Raw genomic sequence first — 18811 nt, 5'->3', positions numbered from 1 at the left:
GTGCCGATGACGACCCTCGGGGAGGAGGCCGCGGTGGGGGTGCCGCCCCGCGCCGGTCCGCCGAGGGCCGTCCTCGGGCCGTACGTGGTGCAGGACGTCGTCCACCGCGGGCGTTCGGGCGAGGTCGTGCGCGCCCACGACACCGCGCGCGACCGCGTCGTCGCCCTCAAGCTGCTGGCGCCCGACACGGCCGACCGCGAGTACCGCGCGCGCTTCGACCGGTCGTGCGCCGTCGCCCGCGCACTGCGCGAGCCCCACGTGCTGCCGGTGCTCGACTTCGGCGAGACCGGCGGGCGCCTGTTCGTCGCGACGCCGCTGCTCGCCGGGCCCGACCTCGCCGCGGTGCTGCACCGCGACCAGGTGCTCGACCCGGCGCGCGCCGTGGCCGTCGTCGAGCAGGCCGCGCGGGCCCTCGCCGCCGCCCACGCCCGCGGGCTGGCCCACCGCAACGTCAAGCCCGGCAACCTGCTGTTCGCCGACCCGGCCGCCACCGAGGTCCGCGTCGGCGACTTCGGGCTCGTCTCCCGCAACGGCCTCTCGCTCGACCACACCGCCCCCGAGCGCTTCCGCGGCGGCGCGACCGACCACCGCGAGGACGTCTACGCGCTGGGCTGCGTGCTCTACACCTGCCTCACCGGCGCGCGGCCCTATCCCGGCCGCAGCCTCCCGGAGCGCATGCGCGGGCACCTCGAGAGCCCGATCCCCAGGCCCTCCGAGCAGCGCCCCGGTGTGCCGGCCGCGTTCGACGCCGTGATCGCCGGGGCGCTCGCCAAGACCCCCGCCGAGCGCACCCCGACCGTCGGGACCCTCGCGGCGGGAGCCCGGGCGGCGCTGGGCTGAGGACACTGCCCGAGAAATCCGCCCGAGAAACCCGCCCGGGAAATCCGCCCGAGAAGTTCGCCCGGGAAATTCGCCCGGCCCCGGAACATCCGTGCCCACCCGCGTCGTCACAGTCCCGAACAGCCCGCCGACGGTGGCGGGCCCGGGTCATCGGGAGCAGGACATGAGCGGCACGACCGACACCACCGCGGGCGACATGTACTTCAGCGCGGACGGCGGCGTGTACGACGCGTCCGGCACGATGATCGGCACCTACGAGACCGACGAGGCCGGCACCGTCGACCTGGTGACCACCGACACCGACGGCGACGGCGTGCTCGACACCTCGGTGGCCGACACCGACCACAACGGCTCGTTCGAGACCGGCATCGTCGACACCGACGCCGACGGCTACTACGACACGATGGTGCTGGACACCGACGGCGACGGCGACTACGACACCGCGGCCGTCGACACGGACCACGACGGGCAGGCCGACACCACCGCCCACGACCCCGCCGGCTTCTGAGCCGCACACCGATCATGTCGGCGCCCCCCACGGCACCCGCCACCGACCGGGCGGTGCTGGTCGAGCTGTGCATCGACCTCGCCGACCGGCTGCGCACCACCGCGCCCGGCCTGCGGGCCCGGGTGCACCGCGGCCTCGCCGACGTCGGGGTGGTCGCGATCGAGCCGGACGGGCAGCCGTTCGACGGCACGCACCACGACGCCGTCGACCGCGAGCCGACCACCGAGCCCGCCCGCGACCGGACGGTCGCGAGCACCGAGCGCGCCGGCTACCTCGACCACGGTCTCCTCCTGCGCAGGCCGGAGGTCGTGGTGTACGCCCTGCAGAGCACCACCGACACCGGAGACGACCGATGAGCACCCACCCGCTGACCGACGAGGTCCTGGCGCTGGTGGCCGGCGTGCGCGCCGCCGCGGTCGAGGACGACGAGGCCGCCGCCGCGGAGGCCCTCGACGGCGACGTCGCCCGGGTGGCGCGCGGTGCGGCCGCCGTGGTGGTCGTCGGGGAGAAGAAGCGCGGCAAGAGCTCGCTGATCAACGCGCTGATCGGGCGTCCGGGCCTGCTGCCCGTCGACGCCGACGTCGCCACCTGCGTGCACGTGATCGTCTCCCACGGCCCGGACGGCGTCACCGTCGTCGAGGGCGGCGGGAGCGCCGGTCGCGAGGTGCCGCTCGACGCCCTCGCCGAGTACGCCGCGCTCGACCCCGGCGCCCGGGCCCCCGAGCACGAGGACGTCAGCCAGGTCCAGGTCCGCGTGCCGGCCCCGCTGCTCGCCGGCGGGCTCGAGCTGATCGACACCCCGGGCGTCGGCGGCCTGGTGGCCGGCCACGCGGCGCTGACGCTCGCCACCCTCGACCGCGCCGACGCCCTGGTGTTCGTCCTCGACGGCTCCAGCGAGATCACCGCGTCCGAGCTGGCGTTCCTCGAGCGCGCCACCGAGCGCATCGCCACCGTCGCCTTCGCCCTCACCAAGATCGACCAGTTCCCGGCGTGGGACGAGGTGCGGGCCCGCAACGTCGAGCTCATCGCCCGCCACGCCCCGCGGTACGCGGACGCGCCGTGGTTCGGGGTCTCGAGCCGCGCGGCGGCCGACGCGCTCGCGGCCGAGGCCGACGGCGAGCCCGAGGAGGCCGCCGAGGAGTGGGCGGCGAGCGGGATGGGGCCGCTGTCCGACCACCTCGCGGGCCTCGCCGAGGGCGCCGACGGGCTGCGTCTGGGCAACCTGCTGCACCAGGCGGGGGCGCTGGCCAAGCGCCTGTCGGCCCTGCAGGTGCGCCGCGCGCTGTCGTTGTCGCTGAGCCCGGACTTCGCGGCGTCGGTCAAGCGCGAGAAGGACGCCCTGACCGCGCTGTCGAGCCAGAACGCGACGTGGCGCCAGACCCTCGGCGAGCGCTCGGCCCGTCTCGAGCAGCGCATGCGCACCGAGCTGGCGCGCCGCCTCGAGGACCTGCGCAAGGAGGTCGGCGACCAGATCGCCTCCGGCACCAGCAAGGTCTTCGACGCCGTCGCCACCGACCTCCCGCCCCGTGCCCAGGCCCTGTGGATCGAGCTGGACACCCTGCTGCGCCGCGAGCTCACCGCGCTCGGCGAGGCGCTGCTCGTCGACCTCGAGGGCGTCGACGTCGACCTCGCCGGCGTCGTCCCCGACGCCCCGGAGCGCCTCGCGCAGCTCCCGGAGGCCGCGCGGGGCGCGGGCAGCACGAGCTTCGCCGAGCAGGGGATCATGGCCGCGGGCCTCGGCATGGGGCTCGGGCACCTCGTGGCCCTGGTCGTCGCGCCGCCGATCGGCATCCTCGCCGGGATCGGCGCCGTCGGGTTCTTCTCCTGGCGGCGCTGGAGCAAGGAGCGGGGCGCCCGGAGCCGCGAGGACGCCCGCCGCTACCTCGGCGAGGTGGCGACACGCCTGAACAACGAGATCCCGCCGGTGATCGCCCAGTCGGTCGCCGGGGCCCGCGAGGTGCTGGGCCGGCAGATCACGGACGCCCTGACCGCGGAGAAGGAACGCCTGACCGCGAGCCTCGCCGAGCACGAGAAGAACCTGGCCAGCGAGAAGACCGCGCTGGCCCGTCGCAAGGCGGAGGTCGACGCCCGCCTGAAGAAGCGCAACGAGCTGCGGGAGACCGCGGAGAAGCTGGCCGGACGGCTGCCGTCGGTCCGTGGAGAGGAGTCGTCGTGACCGCGCCCCAGGAAGCCGGGGGTCCCTGGCTGGACATGTCCCGGTACCCCGACACCGACCCGGACGCCGTGCTGTCGCCGGCGGACCAGGGCCTGCTCACCTCGGCCCTGGCCGTCGACGAGGGCGAGCTGCCCGACAGCGTCTGGGAGCACATGCTCGCCGTCGTCACCGGGGACACGGGCGACGACAGCGACGACACCGACGAGACCGCCCCGGACGACCCCGCCGCCGACCCGCTGGACGACGGCGGCTGGGGCGACGACCCGGCACACACCGTCGAGGCGCACGACCCGGACGACCCGCTCGCCGACCCGGTGCACGACAGCCACGACGCCCACGACTGGGACGGCGGGGCGGTGTGACCGGCTGGGACCTCGCGGTCGACTTCGGGACGTCGTTCACGACGGCGGCCACGCTCGCGGGCGGGCGCGCCGAGGTCCTGGAGATCGACGGGTCGAAGTACGTGCCGTCCCTGGTGTGCGTCGACGACGACGGCACGATCCTGACCGGCCGGGACGCGGTCAACGAGGCCGCGATGGCCCCGGACCGCACCGAGCGGGTGCCCAAGCGGGCGCTCGTGGCCTCCGAGCAGGTGCTGCTGGGCGAGCGCACGGTCGCGACCGTGGACCTGGTCGCGGCGGTCCTGGCCCGCGTGGCCGGCGAGGCGACCCGCCGTTTCTCCGGGCGACCGCCCGGGCGGGTCGTGCTGACCCACCCCGCGCGGTGGCAGGCCGGCGGGATCGAGCTGCGCCGGCTGACCGAGGCCGCCGAGCGGGCGGGACTGGGCGAGCCCGACCTGGTCGCCGAGCCGGTCGCCGCGGCCCACCACTACGTGCGCACCGGGGACGCGGTGCCCGACGGCGGCATGATCGGGGTCTACGACTTCGGCGGTGGCACGTTCGACACCGCGGTGCTGCGGCGCCGCCGCGACGGCTTCGAGATCGCGGGCTCGCCCGGCGGGGACGTGGCCCTCGGCGGCGAGGACCTCGACGCCGCGTTCATGGAGATCCTCGCCGAGCACGCCGAGGCGCTCGACCCGGACCGGTGGAACGAGCTCTGGGAGGCCGAGGGGCGGGTCGCCGAGCGCCACCGCACGCTGCTGCGCCGCGACGTCACCCAGGCCAAGGAGGCGCTGTCGCGGCTGCCGGCGGTCAACCTGTGGGTGGCGGGCTACGACGACGAGATCCGGGTGACCCGCCGCGAGTACGAGCGGGCGGTCGAGCCGCTGCTGGCGCGCAGCGTCGCCGAGCTGCAGGACACCGTCGCGCGGGCGGGCACCACGCCCGACGGTCTCGTCGACGTCTACCTCACCGGCAGCACCAGCCGGACCCCGCGGATCAGCACGCTGCTCGCCGACCTGCTCGGCCACGTCCCCGGGATGCGCGACGACCCGAAGGCCGTCGTCGTGCTCGGGGCGCTGTCCACGATCCCGGGCTCGGTCAGCGCCACCCAGCACGTGCGCCTCCCCCCGCGCCGCCACGATCCCGGCCGCGAGCCCGGCCACCCCCCGGCGGAGCCGACACCGCCGTTGACCCCCGTGGGTTTCGCCGTGCCGACGGCGGCGACGACGCCCGCCGCGGACGCGACGAAGACCGTGCGCCGGACCGCGAGCGGGCCGGCGCGGACGCCCCGCGACGAGGGGCTGACCGTCCGCGCGGGCCGCCACCACCAGCAGGACTCCGTCCCGACACCGGGGCCCGCCCTCGATGGTGACGCCGCGGCACGGTTCGCCCGCGAGATCACGGCGATCGCGGAGGCGGCCGGGGTGTCGGACCTGGTCAACGCCGTCTCCCCGACCGTGCGGGCGGGCGACACCGCGGCGGCCGTCCGGCGCCCGCTCGTCGCCGCCGTCGAGGGGGTGGGCGTGGCGATCGGGAGCCGGCACACCCCGTTCCCCGGCCTGCCGCCCGAGGTGGCGCTGCAGGTCCTGCGGGAGGGGCGGGCCGAGCTCGGCGCGCTCGGTCAGGCCCTCACCCGGCTCGACGACCTCGCGGAGCGTCTCGCGGCGCTGTGAGGCGCGATCGGGCTCATCGTGATCGGATCCGTGGCGAGGGGGCGTCGCTCCCACCACCACGGAGGACCCCATGTCCCACACCGCGACCGCACGACCCGCCGCGGCGCCCGCGCTCGTCACCACGCTGCGGGTCACCGCGGTGCTCACCGTGCTCGTGCTGCTCTTCCAGTTCCTCACCGCCGGCGGGTTCGTCGGCCAGCCCGGCGGCGAGGGCGCCGAGGAGCTGCACGCCACCGGCGCGATCGTCCTGCACGTCGTGTCCGGGCTGACGATGATCGCCGCGGCGCTGCTGTGGCGGGCCGGGGCGGCGCTGTGGCCGACGGTCGTCGCCGCGGTCGTGTTCGTCCTGACGTTCGTGCAGGCCTACGTCGGCAGCCACGGGCCGCTGCTGGTGCACATCCCCGGGGCGATGGTGCTGACCGTCGGCGCCGTCCTCGTCGCCGTGTGGTCGTTCGCGCCGACCGCGCGCTGACGTCGCTCCGGGTCAGCGCCTCTTCGCGCTGATGACCCCCGTGTCGAACCCGGCCAGGTGCAGGCCCCCGTGGAAGCGGGCGTGCTCGACCTTGAGGCACTGGTCCATCACGACCGAGAGTCCGGCCGCCTCGGCGCGCTCGGCCAGCGCCTCGTCGTAGAGGCCGAACTGCAGCCAGAACGTCGACGCCCCGACCGCGATCGTCGCGTCGAGCACCTCGGGGAGGTCCTCGGGGCGGCGGAAGACGTCGACGAGGTCGGGCGTCACCGGCAGCGCGTCGAGCGACGGGTAGACGGGGTGCCCGAGGATCTCGGTGGCGTTCGGGTTGACGAAGTACAGGTCGTAGTCGGTGGAGAGCAGGTAGGTCGCGACGAAGTTCGACGCCCGCGCCGGGTTGGGCGAGGCGCCGACCATCGCCACCGAGTGGGTCTTGCGCAGGATGGCCTGGCGCTCCTGCGCCGACGGTCGCGTCCAGGTCACTTCGTCGCCTCCGTGAGAGCCTGATCCAGATCCCAGAGGATGTCCTCGGGGTCCTCGATGCCGACACTGATGCGGATGAGATCGGGGCGCACGCCGCCCTCGCGCAGCTGGTCGGCGGTGAGCTGCTGATGGGTGGTCGACGCCGGGTGCAGGACGAGCGTGCGGGCGTCGCCGATGTTCGCGAGGTGGCTGCACATCTCGACCGACTCGATGAACTTCCGCCCGGCGGCGCGGGCGGCGTCCTCGTCGTCGGACGCCCCGCGGACCCCGAAGCTGAACACGGCGCCCGGGCCCTTCGGGAGGTAGCGCCGCGCACGGTCGTGGTGGGGATGGCTCGGCAGCCCCGCGTAGCTGACCCACGCGACGCGCTCGTCGGCCTCGAGCCACTCCGCGACCCGCTGGGCGTTGGCGACGTGGTCGTCCATGCGCTGCGGCAGCGTCTCGACGCCCTGCAGCAGCAGGAACGCCGAGTGGGCGCTCAGGGTCGCACCGATGTCGCGGAGCTGCTCGGACCGGATCTTGGTGAGGAAGCCGTACTCCTGGAAGTTGCCCCACCACGTCAGGCCGCCGTAGGACGGGATCGGGTCGGTCATCTGCGGGAAGTTGCCGTTGCCCCAGTCGAAGCGGCCCGACTCGAGGATCACGCCGCCGATGGTGGTGCCGTGCCCGCCGAGGAACTTGGTCGCCGAGTGGATGACGATGTCGGCGCCGTGCTCCATCGGGCGGCAGAGGTAGGGCGTGGCCATCGTCGCGTCGATGATCAGCGGCAGGCCGCGCTCGTGGGCGACCTCGGCGAGCGCGGCGACGTCGGTGACCGCGCCCGACGGGTTGGCCACGATCTCCGCGAACACGAACTTCGTCCGGTCGGTGATCGCGGCGCGGAAGTCGGCGGGGTCGTCGCCAGGCACGAACGTCGTGTCGACCCCGAAACGGCGCAGGGTGACGTCGAGCTGGGTCACCGTCCCGCCGTAGAGGGCCGACGAGGCGACGATGTGGTCGCCGGCGCCGGCGAGCGTCGCGAACGTCAGGAACTCCGCGGCCTGTCCCGAACCGGTGGCGACGGCCCCCAGGGCGCCCTCGAGGCTCGCGAGGCGCTCCTCCAGGGCCGCGACCGTGGGGTTCGCGATCCGGCTGTAGATGTTGCCGTACTTCTGCAGCGCGAAGAGGTTCGCGGCGTCGGCGGTGTCCTCGAAGACGAAGCTCGTCGACTGGTAGATCGGTACGGCCCGGGCCCCGGTGGCGGCGTCGGGCACGGCGCCGGCGTGCACCGCGCGCGTGCGGAAGCCCCAGGGACGGTCATCTCCTGCCACCCCGCCGTTCTACCCCACCCGAGGGATTGCCGGGTGCGCACGGGTGGGAAGGCCTGCGCGATCTGCATCCCATGAAGGAGGAACGACGTGGCCGTCTGCGAGACCTGTGGCAACGACTACGAGATGGCGTTCGAGATCCGGGCGCAGGGCGTGACGCACACGTTCGACAGCTTCGAGTGCGCGATGCACACGATGGCCCCGCGGTGCGAGCACTGCGGCGTGATGATCGTCGGGCACGGTCACCAGGTCGACGGGCGCTTCTTCTGCTGCGCGCACTGCGCGTCGGCGTCGCAGGGCGCGTCGACGGTCGACCACGCCTGACCGTCAGCGGAAGTACAGGTTCGCGGGCGCCTGGAACGAGAAGATGATCGCGGCGACGATGAGCGCGGCCTGGACGAGGCTGACGATCGTCGACACGCCGCCGGGGCTCACGCCCAGCCCCGCGGTGAGCAGCACCCCGACGACCGTGAACACCGCGGACACGCCGCCGAGGACGGTGAGCGCCACGCGGGCCCAGTGGTCGCCGCCGCGCATCCGCAGCGCGAGGTAGACCAGCGCGGCGAGGAAGAGCAGGCCGATGATCACGCCGACGATGCCGCCGGCGGCCAGGTAGCCGTTCGGCACGGTAGCCGACGTCGCGAGGGAGAACACGCTGCCGAGGACCCCGACGACGACCGCGGCGATCCAGAGCTGGAAGGAGCGCTGCACGGAGGTCGGCGGGGTCACGGCGACACCGTAGGTCAGGGCAGGTCGCGGACCCAGCGCCACACGGTGCCTTCGTCCGGGTCGGTGACCTCGCCGTCCCGGACGAACCCGTGGCGGCGCAGGACGTGTACCGAGGCGTTCTCCTCGGGCCGGGTGTGGGCGCGGACGCGTCGGACCCCACCCCGCGTGGCCCGCTCGAGCCACAGCCCGACCGCGGCCGTCGCCACCCCGCGGCCCTGGCGCGACGGCGCGACCGAGTAGCCGATCTCGACCTCGCCGTCGGTCGGCGGGCCGGTGAAGCCGCCGAGACCGACGACGTCGTCGCCCTCGACGATGAGGTGCGCGAACCACCGCGGGTCGACCCCGCCCTCGAGCGCGGTGACGGTGGGCTCGAGCGCGTCGGGGAAGGCGAGGTAGCCCTCGACGAGCGCGAGTCCGAAGCGCTCGGTGAACGCCTCCGGCTCCGTGAGCAGCGTGACCGCCTGCTCCGGCGGCAGCGGCCGTACCTCGACTCCCATGTGAGCGATTTTCGGTGCTATCGCACCGAAAATCGCTCACATACGCCGAACGGCCCTACATGCCGTGCATCTTGGCGATCACCTGGAGCATCACCTCGTCGGCGCCGCCGCCGATCGAGGTGATCCGCATGTCGCGCACGAAGCGCGCCGTCCACGTCTCCTCCATGTAGCCCAGCCCGCCGTGGTACTGCAGGCAGGTCCGGGAGACGTCCTCGCAGAGCCGGCCGATGGCGAGCTTGGCGACCGTCGCGAACCGCGACGTGTCCTCGCCACGCATGTACGCCTCGGCGCACGCGTAGTTGTAGTGCCGGCACATGTCGACGCGGGCGTAGAGCTCGGCGAGCTGGTAGCTCAGGTACTGGTTCCCGATCAGCTTCCCGCCGAACGCCTCGCGCTGGCGCAGGTAGGTGGCGGTGCGGTCGAGCGCGCGCTCGCAGGCGGCGACGCGGCCATAGCAGGCCACCATCCGCTCGTTCTGGAACTGCGCCATCTGCTGCTGGAAGCCGCGGCCCTCCCGCCCGATGGTGTTGCCCACGGGGACCCGGGCGCCGTCGAACGACAGCTCCGCGGTGTCCGAGCAACGGTTCCCGAGCTTGTCGAGGGTGCGCGACACCGACACCCCGGGCGTGTCCGTCGGCACGATGATCTGCGACATCCCGCGCGCGCCGCCCTCGTCGGAGGTGCGCGCGAGCAGGCACAGCCAGTCGGCCTGCACGCCGTTGGTGATGTAGAGCTTCGAGCCGTGGATCACCCAGTGGTCGCCGTCGCGGACGGCCCGGGTGCGCAGGCCGGCGACGTCGGACCCGGCGTCGGGCTCGGTGACGGCGATGGCCGTGACGTGCTCGCCGCGGATGGCGGGCGCGAGGTAGGTCTCCTTGAGCTCGTGGCTGCCGAAACGGGCCAGCGACGGCGTCGCCATGTCGGTCTGGACGGCGATCGCCATGCCCACCCCGGCGGCGTCGGCGCGCCCGATCTCCTCGGCCAGCACCACGGCGAACAGGTGGTCGGCGCCGCCACCCCCGTACGCGGGGTCGTACTCGAGACCCAGGAAGCCGAGCTCGCCGAGCTTGGCGAACAGCTCGTGGGTGGGCATGCGCCCGTCGCGCTCCCACTGGTCGACGTACGGGTCGATCTCCCGCTCGACGAACGTCCGGACGGTCTTGCGGAACGCCTGGTGCTCCTCGGTGAACGCGACCACTTACTTCACTCCTCGTCGATAGGTCGAGCTCCGCTGCGCTGCGTCTCCCTGGAGGTGCTGGAGCGCCGGGCCCCAACGGTCGGTCTGCGAGCCGGACGGGGCGTAGAGCGGGATGCGCTGGGCGACGCCGCCGAAGCGTCGCTCCAGGGCCGGGCCGACCTGGTCGGGCTCGGCGACGATCGCGATGGTGTGCAGGACCTCGTCGTCGACGGCCTCGCCCATCGCGTCCCAGTCGCCCCTCTTGGACAGGGTGTTCAGCTCGCGCGCGAGGTCGCCCCAGCCGTGCAGCTCGAGCACCGGGTGGTAGGCGGGCGTCGAGCCGTAGAACGCGACCTGGCGGCGGACGTCGGTGACGGACGCCTCGAACTCCTCCTCGGTGTGGCCGGTCGCGATGAGCGCGGTCGCGGAGAACTCGAAGCCCTCGCCGTCCTTGCCGCCGCGCTCGAAGCCCTCGCGCAGCGCCGGGAGCGTCACCTCGTGCAGGTAGCGCTCGGTGGAGAAGGCGTGCGCCATGAAGCCGTCGGCGACCTCGCCCGCCACCGCCGTCATCCGCGGGCCGACGCCGGCGAGGTGGATCGGTGGGTTCCCGTACGGGTTCGGGCCGGGCGAGAAGAACGGCGTCATCAGCGTGTGCGTGTAGAACTCGCCGCGGAAGTCGAGGCGCTCGCCGGTCGCCCAGGCGTCCCAGATGGCGCGGACGGCGCGGATGTACTCGTGCATCCGCCGCGCCGGCTCGGACCACGGCATCGAGAACCGCTTGGTGACGTGCGGCTTGATCTGCGTGCCGAGGCCCAGGATGTAGCGCCCGCCCGTGACCTCGTGCAGGTCGTTGGCGGTCATCGCCGTCGTCATCGGTGTCCGGGCGAACGCGACGGTGATCGCGGTGCCGAGCGTGATGCGCTCGGTGCGCGTGGCCGCGAGGGTGATCATCACGGCCGGGTCGTGCTGGGTCTCCGACGCCCAGACGGCGTCGTACCCCGCCTTCTCGGCGGTGACGGCGTCGTCGGCGAACGCGGCGAGCCCACCGGTGACCACGGTGGCGTCGACCTTCATCGCAGCAGCTCCTCGGGGATGTCCACGTGACGGGCCCGGACGAACTCGCCGAGCCCCTTGGCCTGCGGGTCGAGCGCGAGGTTGTCGGCCACCCCGCGCCCCAGGAATCCGACCACGGTGACGCCGACCGCGCGCAGGTTCGGGAACGCCCAGAGCCGCCGCCCGCACCCCGCGGCGTCCTCACCGAGCAGCCACGCGACGTGCTCGTCGTCCCACCACGCGGCGAGCCACGCGTGGGCGGCGTCGTCGCGCGCCCAGAGCCCGAGCGTCGCGTTGCCGCCCTTGTCGCCGGAGCGCGCGCCGACGAGGCGGCCGAGCGGCACGGGCACCGTACTGCCGGAGCGAACGCGCTGTTCGCTGCTTCTAGGCGCGCGAAGTCCCCGTTCGCTCGCGAGGCCACCAATACCGGTGGTGGAGCGAGGGACGCCCTCGCTGCCTCCCGCGCACTCAGGGAGTCCCTCGCTCCACGAGGACGGGCTCGGCGGGGGCACCGTCCACGTGCGGTCGGCGAGGCCGACGAGCTGGGGCAGGTCGGCGGCGGGCAGCAGGAGCGGCCAGAACACGCTCGCGGCGCTGCCCGGACCGGGCGGGGTGGTGGCGAAGAAGCCGGGATAGCCGCTCAGCGCCGTCTCGACGGCCGCCCGGGACAGCCGCGCGCAGGCGTCCCTGCTGCCGGCGACGGCCACGGTGAGCAGGGAGACGGCGTCGGTCATACGCGCCGGGTCGTCCCGGTCGGCGCGCAGCAGGCGGGTCGCGACGCGGTCGAAGGCGTCGCGCCCGCCGGGCACACCGGCCCAGAGCGCGGCGAGCGCGTGCTCCGCCTTGGCCTCGACGTCGAGCCCGGTGATCACGAACGTCATCTCGTTGTGCCAGCCCGCGGGCACGATCGCGCCGACCTTGACGGTCGCCGGCGGGGCCTCGCCGCGGGTCCCCGTGATCCGGACGCGGTCGGGGGCGTCCTGGGTGAGCGTGACGGTGTCGAGGCGGGCGACCACGTCGGGGGTGAGGTAGCGCGGGCCGTCGACCTCGTAGAGCAGTTGCGCGGTGACCGTCTCCACGGTGACCGCCCCGCCCGTCCCCGCGGCCTTCGTGATCACCGCGGAGCCGTCGGCCTCGATCTCGGCGACGGGCAGGCCGACGTGCTCGGTGCCGGTGAGCTCGCCGGCGAACGAGAAGTTGCCGCCCGTGGCCTGCGCGCCGCACTCGATGACGTGCCCGGCGACGACCGCGCCGGCGAGGGCGTCGACGTCGTCGGGAGCCCACCCGTGACGCCAGGCGGCGGGCCCGACGACCACCGCGGCGTCGGTGACCCGGCCCGTGACGACGACGTTCGCCCCGGCCTCGAGCGCCGAGACGATGCCGCGACACCCGAGGTAGGCGTTCGCGACCAGCGGCTTCTCCGGGATCGGCTCGCCGGTCTCGAGGTGCGCGGTCTGCTCGGGCGGCAGGCCGACCACGACGTCGGTGACGTCGTCGCCGCCGACCCAGGCGACGCGGGCGCGGTCGTCGATCGCCGCGATCTCGGCCGCGCACCCGGCGGGGTCGAGCCCGCCGGCGTTGGCGACGACGAGGATGCCGGCGTCGAGGCAGTCGGCGAGCACGTCCTGCATCTGGCGCACGAACGTCGTCGCCCAGCCGCCCTTGCCGCGCTCGCGCTGCTTGGCGAGCAGGCCCATCGTCAGCTCGGCGAGCCAGTCGCCGGTGAGGACGTCGACGTGCACCCGGCCCTCGAGGTGCGCGTCGACGATCTCGCGGGCGGCGGACAGGCGGTCGCCGTAGAAGCCGGAGACATTGGCGATGGCGATCACTCGGGGGTCCCCAACGTGACGAGCGTGGCGTGCGCCTCGACGTACTGGCCCACCGCGACGTGCACGGTCTCCACGACGCCGTCGGCGGCGGCGAGGGCGGGGTGCTCCATCTTCATCGCCTCGAGCACCACGAGCTTCTGGCCGGCGACGACGTGCTCGCCCTCGTGGACGAGGACCTCGACGACGGTGCCCGGGACCTCGCTGACCGGCCCAGCCCCGCCCGCCGCGGCGTCGGGAGCGGGCAGGCGCGGGACCTCGCGCCACGTGCTGTGGCCCTCGCCGTCGTCGACGAAGGCGCGTCCGTCGTGGTGGGCGACGCGGCACCGGTACTCGACGCCGTCGAGGGTGACGCGGGCGCCGTGCGGGGTGACATCGCGCAGCCCGACACCGTCGAGGTCCGGGGTGACCTCGCCGTCCGGGCCCGCCCAGGTGATCGCAGGCCGCGGGGCGCCCCGGAGCAGGCGCCAGCCGGGCGGGGCGAGGTCGCTGAGGGGGTCGTGGGCTCTCCGGGCCGCGCTCGTGCACGCGACCGCGGCGGCGAGGTGGACGGCGCGGGGGGTCGCGGGGTCCGGGGTGCGCAGCGTGGCGTGCCGGTCGAGGAAGTCGGTGCGGGTCTCGCCGGCGAGGAAGTCGGGGTCGCGCAGGACGGCGACGAGCAGGTCGCGGTTGGTCGCCGGGCCGTGGATCTCGGCCTGCGCCAGGCCGGCGGCGAGGCGTCGGGCGGCGGCGGACCTCGTCGGGGCGTGCGCGATCACCTTGGCGATCATCGGGTCGTAGAAGGCGCTGACCTCGCCGTGCTCGCCGAGGGCGTCCTCCCAGCGGAGGGTGTCGTCGTGCGCGTAGCGGTGCAGCGTCCCGGGGCTCGGACGGTCGCCGGCCGTGGGGTCCTCGGCGTAGAGCCGCACCTCGATCGCGTGCCCGCGCGGGACGACGTCGTCCTGCGTGAACGGCAGGGCCTCGCCGTCGGCGATGCTCAACTGCAGCGCGACGAGGTCGACGCCGTACACCTCCTCGGTGACGGGGTGCTCGACCTGCAGCCGCGTGTTCATCTCGAGGAAGAAGTAGCTCGCCTGTGTCAGCGTGGCGGCCACGCTGACGTCAGACGTCAGGAAATCCGCATCCTCGAGCAGGAACTCGACGGTTCCGGCGCCGACGTATCCGAGCTTCTCGGCCAGGGCGACGGCCGTAGCGCCCATCCGCTCGCGCAGCTCCGGCGAGACCACCGGTGACGGCGCCTCCTCGACGACCTTCTGGTGCCGGCGCTGGATCGAGCACTCGCGCTCCCCGAGGTGCACGACGTGCCCGTGCTGGTCGCCGAGCACCTGGATCTCGATGTGGCGCGGGGCGTCGAGCAGGCGCTCGAGGAAGACGGTGTCGTCGCCGAAGCTCCGCGCGGCCTCGGCGCGGGCGGAGCGGACGGCGTCGGGCAGCTCGTCGGGCGACCGGACCTCGCGCATCCCGCTGCCCCCGCCGCCCGCGCTGGCCTTGACCAGCAGCGGGAAGCCGACGCGCTCGCCGGCCCGCGTCCAGTCGTCGGGGTCGTCGGTGTCGAGCAGGGCGTCCGGCAGCGTCGGGACGCCGGCCTCGCGCGCCAGGGCCTTGGCGGTGTGCTTGACGCCCATCGCCTCGATCGACGTCGGGTCCGGGCCGACCCACGTCAGGCCGGCGTCGGCGACCCGGCGCGCGAACGCGGCGTTCTCCGACAGGAAGCCGTAGCCAGGGTGCACGGCGTCGGCGCCGGTGGCCCGCGCGGCGGCGAGGACCTGCTCGGCGTCGAGGTAGGTCTCGGCGCTCGTCGAGCCGCGCAGCGCCACGGCCCGGTCGGCCTCGGCGACGTGCGGGGCGTCGGCGTCCGGCGCGGAGTAGATCGCGACCGTGCGGATCCCGAGGGTCCGCGCGCCGCGGATCACCCGCCGCGCGATCTCGCCGCGGTTCGCCACGAGCAGCGTGCTGATCACCGGCTCACCTCGAGATGGGGGATTTCCTGACGTTGAGCGTCAGCGTGGCCGCCAGGCTGACAAGACCCGAGCACCACGCGCCTACATCCGGAACGGCGCGAAGCGGGTCGCGCCGGCGATCGGGGCCGAGTGGACGGCGGAGAGGGCGAGGCCGAGGACGGTGCGGGTGTCGCGGGGGTCGATGACCCCGTCGTCCCACATCCGCCCCGACGCGTAGACGGCGTTGGACTGGGCCTCGACGCCGTCCTCGATCGCCTTGCGCGTCGCGCGGTCGGTGTCCTCGTCGTAGGGACGCCCCGCCCGCTCGGCCGAGCGCCGCTGCACCATCGACATCACGCCCGCCAGCTGGGCGCCGCCCATGACCGCGATGCGGTGGTTGGGCCACGTGAAGACGAAGCGCGGGTCGTAGGCGCGCCCGGACATCCCGTAGTTCCCGGCCCCGTAGGACGCGCCGACCATGAGCGTCAGGTGCGGGACCTCGGAGTTCGACACCGCGTTGATCAACTTGGCGCCGTCCTTGATGATCCCGCCGCGCTCGTAGGCCGAGCCGACCATGAACCCCGTGATGTTCTGAACGAACAGCAACGGGATCGACCGGGCGTTGGCGAGCTGGACGAACTGCGCGCCCTTCTGCGACTCCTCGGAGAACAGGATCCCGTTGTTCGCGAGCACACCCACCGGGAAGCCGCCGATCGAGCCCCAGCCGCACACGAGCGTCGTGCCGTAGAGCGGCTTGTGCTCGTCGAACCGCGAGCCGTCGAGCACGCGGGCCAGGACGTCGCGCACCTCCACCGAACGCTTCGGGTCGGACGCCGCGCAGGCGAGCAGCTCCTCGGCGGGGAACACGGGCGCCGACGCCGGCAGGGACGGTCCGGGCCCCGCCTTCCGCCACCCCAGGTCGGCGACGATCCGCCGCCCGATCCGCAGGGCGTCGCGCTCGTCGGCGGCGAGGTGGTCGGCGAGGCCGGACTCGCGGGCGTGCATCTCCGCGCCGCCGAGCGTCTCGTCGTCGACGTCCTCGTTGATCGCCATCTTCACCAGCGGCGGCCCGCCCAGGTAGACGGTGGCCTGGCCGCGGACGAACACGGTGTACTCGCTCATCCCCGGCATGTAGGCGCCGCCGGCGGTCGACGAGCCGAAGACCACCGCGATCGTCGGGATGCCCTGCGCCGACAGGCGGGTCATCTCGCGGAACGTGCGCCCCCCGGGGACGAACAGGTCGGCCTGGCGCGGCAGGTCGGCGCCCCCGGACTCGACGAGCGCGACCACCGGCAGCCGGTTGCGCTCGGCGATCTCGAGGGCGCGCAGCTGCTTGGTGACGCCGATCGGGGTGATCGAGCCGCCCTTGACCGTGGGCTCGTTCGCGACGACCAGGCACTCGACGCCGCTGACCGTGCCGATCCCGACGACGAGTCCCGCGCCCGGCGTCGTGAGGTCGGGCTCGTGCGCCCCGGCCAGCGCGCCGATCTCGAGGAACGCGGCGTCGGGGTCGAGGAGCAGGTCGACGCGCTCGCGGGCGGTGAGGCGGCCGCGGTCGTGGTGGCGGTCGACGTACTTGGCGCCGCCGGCGGCGAGCACCGTCGCGGCGACCTCGTCGACCCCGGCCAGGGCGTCGAGCATCGCCGCGCGGTCGGCGGCGTACTCGGGCGACGCCGGGTCGAGCCGCGAGCCCAGCACCGCGCTCGGGGTGATCTCCTGGAGGGTCACGTGCGTACCGGATCCTTCCCCGGCGTCCCCGCGAACGCCTGGCCGATCTCCATCCACTCGCGCGCGGCGTCGCCGGAGACCTCGAGCGCGGTGTCGTCCACGTGGCGTCGGCGCGCGAGCACGAGGCAGAACTCCTCGGCGTCGCCGACGACCGAGTTCGTCTGCGTGGCGTTACGGACACTGGATGTCTGCGACGCCACGCCGCTGACACCGGGAGCCCACGTCCACGCGGTGCCGGAGGGGCCGGTGAGGGTGACGAGCACCGGCGTCTCGGAGACCGGCAGGCCGCGCACGCGATAGCCCTGCGGCCGCGCCCGCACGGCGAGGTCGGCGACGTGGCGCAGCCGCTCGCTCGGGGCGAGGCGCGCGTCCAGGGCGTCGGCGACGTCCGTGCCGTGCGCCCAGGTCTCCATCATCCGGCTGGTGATCGCCGAGCGCAGCGACATCGACGGCCCGTACCAGGGCAGGCGCGCCGACGGGTCGCACGCGCGGGCGGCGCGGTCGAACGCCCGGGCCGCGTCCTGCCAGGACGCCAGCGCCGCGGGTCCGACTTCGGGGACCTCGCGCAGGGTCCGGTCCATGAAGTCCGCGACGTCGGTGATCGCGTCGCGCTCGGCCTCGAACTCCGCCGGCGTCGAGACGGCGCGGGCGAACGCGCCGTCGAACCAGGCGAGGTGGGCGATCTGGTCGCGGACCGTCCAGGGCTCGGCGCGGGTCGGGAGCGTCCACGACGCCCGAGGGAGCTCGCGGACCAGGGCCATCACCGCGGCGCGCTCGGCGTCGAGGTCGTCCAGCAGCTCGTCGACCGAGGGACCGGGTCGAGCTCCGCTTCGCTGCGTCTCCTGCGGGCTCATCCGTCCAGCCCCAGCCGGCCGGCGACGACCTCGTCCATGATCTCGGTCGCCCCGCCGCCGATCCCGAGGATCCGGGCGTCGCGGTAGTGGCGCTCGACCTCCACGCCGTGCATGTAGCCCATGCCCCCGTGCAGCTGGACGGCCCGGTCGACGACGGCGTCGCACGCCGCGACCGCGGTGTTCTTGGCCATCGCGAGCTCGGTGACGACGTCGGCTCCCGCCTGCCAGCGCGCGAGGACGTCCCGGACGTAGGTGCGCGCGACCGTCGCCTCGCGCGCCATCTCGGCGATCCGGTGGCGCACCACCTGGCGCTGCGCGAGCGGTGCGCCGAACGTCTGGCGCGAGCGGGCCCAGTCGATCGTCAGGTCGACGCAGCGCTGCGCGGTCGCGTACGCCTGCACGGCCATCGAGAGCCGCTCGGCGGCGAAGTTGACCATGATCTGGCGGAAGCCGGTGCCCTCGGCGCCGACGAGGTTCGCGGCCGGCACCCGGACTCCGTCGAAGCGCAGCTCGGCGGTGTCGCTGCAGTGCCAGCCCATCTTGCGCAGCCGCGAGCGCGACACCCCGGGCCGGTCGGTCTCGATCACCAGCAGCGAGATGCCGCGGTGCCCCTCGCCGCCGGTGCGGACGGCCGTCGTGACGATGTCCGCCCGCGTGCCCGAGGTGATGAACGTCTTCGCGCCGTCGACGACGTACTCGTCGCCCTCGCGACGGGCGCGCGTGCCGATCGCGGCGACGTCCGAGCCCGCCTCCGGCTCGGTGATCGCGAGCGAGGTGACGATCTGCCCGGCGAGCGCGGGCTTCACGAAGCGCGCGATCTGGTCGGGGTCGCCCGCGTTCGCGATGTGCGGCACCCCGATGCCGTGGGTGAACAGGCCCGCGCAGACCCCGCTCGAGCCACCGGAGAGGATCAGCTGCTCGGCGACGAGGCAGGCGTCGAGGTGCTCGCCGACCCCGCCCGCGGCCTCGGGGAACCCCAGCTCGAGCAGCCCGAGGGCTCCGGCGCGCTCGTGCAGCTCCCGGGGCAGGGCGCCCTCGTCCTCCCACGCGGCGAGGTGGGGCACGATCTCGCGCGCCGTGAAGTCGGCGACCAGCTCGCGCAGCGCCCGCCGCTCCGGGGTCGACCACGCGTCGTGGGCACTACCGGTGGAGCAAGGGTGACCTTCGCTGCCTCCCACGCACCCAGGGAGCCCCTCGCTCGGAACAGGAG

19 protein-coding genes are annotated in these 18811 nt (G+C 74.3%); 8 read left to right on the top strand and 11 right to left on the bottom strand.

The window, feature by feature from the left end; genetic code table 11:
* Positions 1-6: 6 nt before the first annotated feature.
* The 7 genes from WCD41_RS19055 to WCD41_RS19025 all read left to right on the top strand — a co-directional run bounded on the left by WCD41_RS19055 (position 7) and on the right by WCD41_RS19025 (position 6010).
* Positions 7-840, top strand: a complete 834-nt coding sequence (locus WCD41_RS19055) for a serine/threonine-protein kinase (RefSeq protein WP_337715245.1) — start codon at positions 7-9, stop codon at positions 838-840.
* 163 nt (positions 841-1003) lie between these two features.
* Positions 1004-1348, top strand: a complete 345-nt coding sequence (locus tag WCD41_RS19050) for a hypothetical protein (RefSeq protein WP_337715244.1) — start codon at positions 1004-1006, stop codon at positions 1346-1348.
* Positions 1349-1362: 14 nt separating this feature from the next.
* Positions 1363-1704 (top strand): nucleotide exchange factor GrpE, encoded by a 342-nt coding sequence (gene grpE / locus WCD41_RS19045; protein ID WP_337715242.1) that lies wholly within the window; start codon positions 1363-1365, stop codon positions 1702-1704.
* Entirely contained in the window at positions 1701-3524 is a 1824-nt protein-coding gene (locus tag WCD41_RS19040; protein ID WP_337715241.1) for a dynamin family protein, read from the top strand. Before grpE ends, WCD41_RS19040 begins: the two co-directional genes overlap by 4 nt.
* On the top strand, positions 3521-3886 hold the full coding sequence (locus WCD41_RS19035) for a hypothetical protein (RefSeq protein ID WP_337715239.1): 366 nt from the start codon (positions 3521-3523) through the stop codon (positions 3884-3886). The genes WCD41_RS19040 and WCD41_RS19035 overlap by 4 nt, the downstream gene beginning before the upstream one ends.
* Complete coding sequence (locus WCD41_RS19030) at positions 3883-5538, top strand: Hsp70 family protein (protein WP_337715237.1); 1656 nt, start codon at positions 3883-3885, stop codon at positions 5536-5538. The genes WCD41_RS19035 and WCD41_RS19030 overlap by 4 nt, the downstream gene beginning before the upstream one ends.
* A 70-nt stretch (positions 5539-5608) precedes the next feature.
* Positions 5609-6010: a hypothetical protein gene (locus WCD41_RS19025; RefSeq protein ID WP_337715234.1), complete on the top strand. Its 402-nt coding sequence runs from the start codon at positions 5609-5611 to the stop codon at positions 6008-6010.
* A gap of 12 nt (positions 6011-6022) precedes the next feature.
* Here the strand turns inward: WCD41_RS19025 and WCD41_RS19020 are convergent, their stop codons facing one another.
* Both WCD41_RS19020 and WCD41_RS19015 read right to left on the bottom strand, forming a co-directional pair.
* Positions 6023-6490 carry a CoA-binding protein gene (locus WCD41_RS19020; RefSeq protein ID WP_337715232.1) on the bottom strand — a complete coding sequence of 156 codons (468 nt, stop codon included), beginning with the start codon at positions 6488-6490 and terminating at the stop codon, positions 6023-6025.
* Entirely contained in the window at positions 6487-7800 is a 1314-nt protein-coding gene (locus tag WCD41_RS19015; protein ID WP_337715229.1) for an O-acetylhomoserine aminocarboxypropyltransferase/cysteine synthase family protein, read from the bottom strand. Before WCD41_RS19015 ends, WCD41_RS19020 begins: the two co-directional genes overlap by 4 nt.
* An 87-nt stretch (positions 7801-7887) precedes the next feature.
* Here WCD41_RS19015 and WCD41_RS19010 point away from each other — a divergent pair, with 87 nt between their 5' ends.
* Positions 7888-8121: a metallothionein gene (locus WCD41_RS19010; RefSeq protein WP_337715227.1), complete on the top strand. Its 234-nt coding sequence runs from the start codon at positions 7888-7890 to the stop codon at positions 8119-8121.
* Between the two features lie 3 nt (positions 8122-8124).
* Here WCD41_RS19010 and WCD41_RS19005 read toward each other — a convergent pair whose 3' ends face one another.
* From WCD41_RS19005 to WCD41_RS18965, 9 genes are all read right to left on the bottom strand, one after another.
* The gene (locus tag WCD41_RS19005) at positions 8125-8526 is read right to left on the bottom strand and encodes a hypothetical protein (protein ID WP_337715225.1); all 402 of its coding nucleotides are present in this window, start codon (positions 8524-8526) and stop codon (positions 8125-8127) included.
* Positions 8527-8540: 14 nt separating this feature from the next.
* Positions 8541-9023, bottom strand: coding sequence for a GNAT family N-acetyltransferase (locus WCD41_RS19000; RefSeq protein WP_337715223.1), 483 nt, complete (start codon positions 9021-9023; stop codon positions 8541-8543).
* Positions 9024-9078: 55 nt separating this feature from the next.
* Positions 9079-10221, bottom strand: coding sequence for an acyl-CoA dehydrogenase family protein (locus tag WCD41_RS18995; protein ID WP_337715221.1), 1143 nt, complete (start codon positions 10219-10221; stop codon positions 9079-9081).
* Positions 10222-11274, bottom strand: coding sequence for a TIGR03617 family F420-dependent LLM class oxidoreductase (locus WCD41_RS18990; RefSeq protein ID WP_337715219.1), 1053 nt, complete (start codon positions 11272-11274; stop codon positions 10222-10224).
* Positions 11271-13082 carry an acyclic terpene utilization AtuA family protein gene (locus WCD41_RS18985; RefSeq protein WP_337715217.1) on the bottom strand — a complete coding sequence of 604 codons (1812 nt, stop codon included), beginning with the start codon at positions 13080-13082 and terminating at the stop codon, positions 11271-11273. The genes WCD41_RS18990 and WCD41_RS18985 overlap by 4 nt, the downstream gene beginning before the upstream one ends.
* Positions 13079-15040 carry an ATP-binding protein gene (locus tag WCD41_RS18980; RefSeq protein ID WP_337715215.1) on the bottom strand — a complete coding sequence of 654 codons (1962 nt, stop codon included), beginning with the start codon at positions 15038-15040 and terminating at the stop codon, positions 13079-13081. Before WCD41_RS18980 ends, WCD41_RS18985 begins: the two co-directional genes overlap by 4 nt.
* 81 nt (positions 15041-15121) lie before the next feature.
* Positions 15122-16660 (bottom strand): acyl-CoA carboxylase subunit beta, encoded by a 1539-nt coding sequence (locus WCD41_RS18975; RefSeq protein WP_337716077.1) that lies wholly within the window; start codon positions 16658-16660, stop codon positions 15122-15124.
* A gap of 83 nt (positions 16661-16743) precedes the next feature.
* On the bottom strand, positions 16744-17601 hold the full coding sequence (locus WCD41_RS18970) for a TIGR03084 family metal-binding protein (protein ID WP_337715213.1): 858 nt from the start codon (positions 17599-17601) through the stop codon (positions 16744-16746).
* The gene (locus tag WCD41_RS18965; RefSeq protein ID WP_337715211.1) at positions 17598-18779 is read right to left on the bottom strand and encodes an acyl-CoA dehydrogenase family protein; all 1182 of its coding nucleotides are present in this window, start codon (positions 18777-18779) and stop codon (positions 17598-17600) included. The genes WCD41_RS18970 and WCD41_RS18965 overlap by 4 nt, the downstream gene beginning before the upstream one ends.
* Positions 18780-18811 lie beyond the last annotated feature (32 nt).

The organism is Actinomycetospora aeridis, from assembly GCF_037400275.1.
In the GTDB taxonomy this organism is placed as follows: domain Bacteria; phylum Actinomycetota; class Actinomycetes; order Mycobacteriales; family Pseudonocardiaceae; genus Actinomycetospora; species Actinomycetospora aeridis.
Note: the sequence above shows the minus strand (reverse complement) of the source record. Positions and strands in the feature narration are given on the sequence as shown.

What these genes read in the sequence shown, in the direction of transcription:
- WCD41_RS19050 (WP_337715244.1), top strand. Translation starts at nt 1,004, where the DNA reads ATGAGCGGCACGACCGACACCACCGCGGGCGACATGTACTTCAGCGCG.
- WCD41_RS19055 (WP_337715245.1), top strand. Translation starts at nt 7, where the DNA reads ATGACGACCCTCGGGGAGGAGGCCGCGGTGGGGGTGCCGCCCCGCGCC.
- WCD41_RS18975 (WP_337716077.1), bottom strand. Translation starts at nt 16,660, where the DNA reads ATGCTCGACGCCCTGGCCGGGGTCGACGAGGTCGCCGCGACGGTGCTC.
- grpE (WP_337715242.1), top strand. Translation starts at nt 1,363, where the DNA reads ATGTCGGCGCCCCCCACGGCACCCGCCACCGACCGGGCGGTGCTGGTC.
- WCD41_RS18990 (WP_337715219.1), bottom strand. Translation starts at nt 11,274, where the DNA reads ATGAAGGTCGACGCCACCGTGGTCACCGGTGGGCTCGCCGCGTTCGCC.
- WCD41_RS19040 (WP_337715241.1), top strand. Translation starts at nt 1,701, where the DNA reads ATGAGCACCCACCCGCTGACCGACGAGGTCCTGGCGCTGGTGGCCGGC.
- WCD41_RS18970 (WP_337715213.1), bottom strand. Translation starts at nt 17,601, where the DNA reads ATGAGCCCGCAGGAGACGCAGCGAAGCGGAGCTCGACCCGGTCCCTCG.
- WCD41_RS19000 (WP_337715223.1), bottom strand. Translation starts at nt 9,023, where the DNA reads ATGGGAGTCGAGGTACGGCCGCTGCCGCCGGAGCAGGCGGTCACGCTG.
- WCD41_RS19025 (WP_337715234.1), top strand. Translation starts at nt 5,609, where the DNA reads ATGTCCCACACCGCGACCGCACGACCCGCCGCGGCGCCCGCGCTCGTC.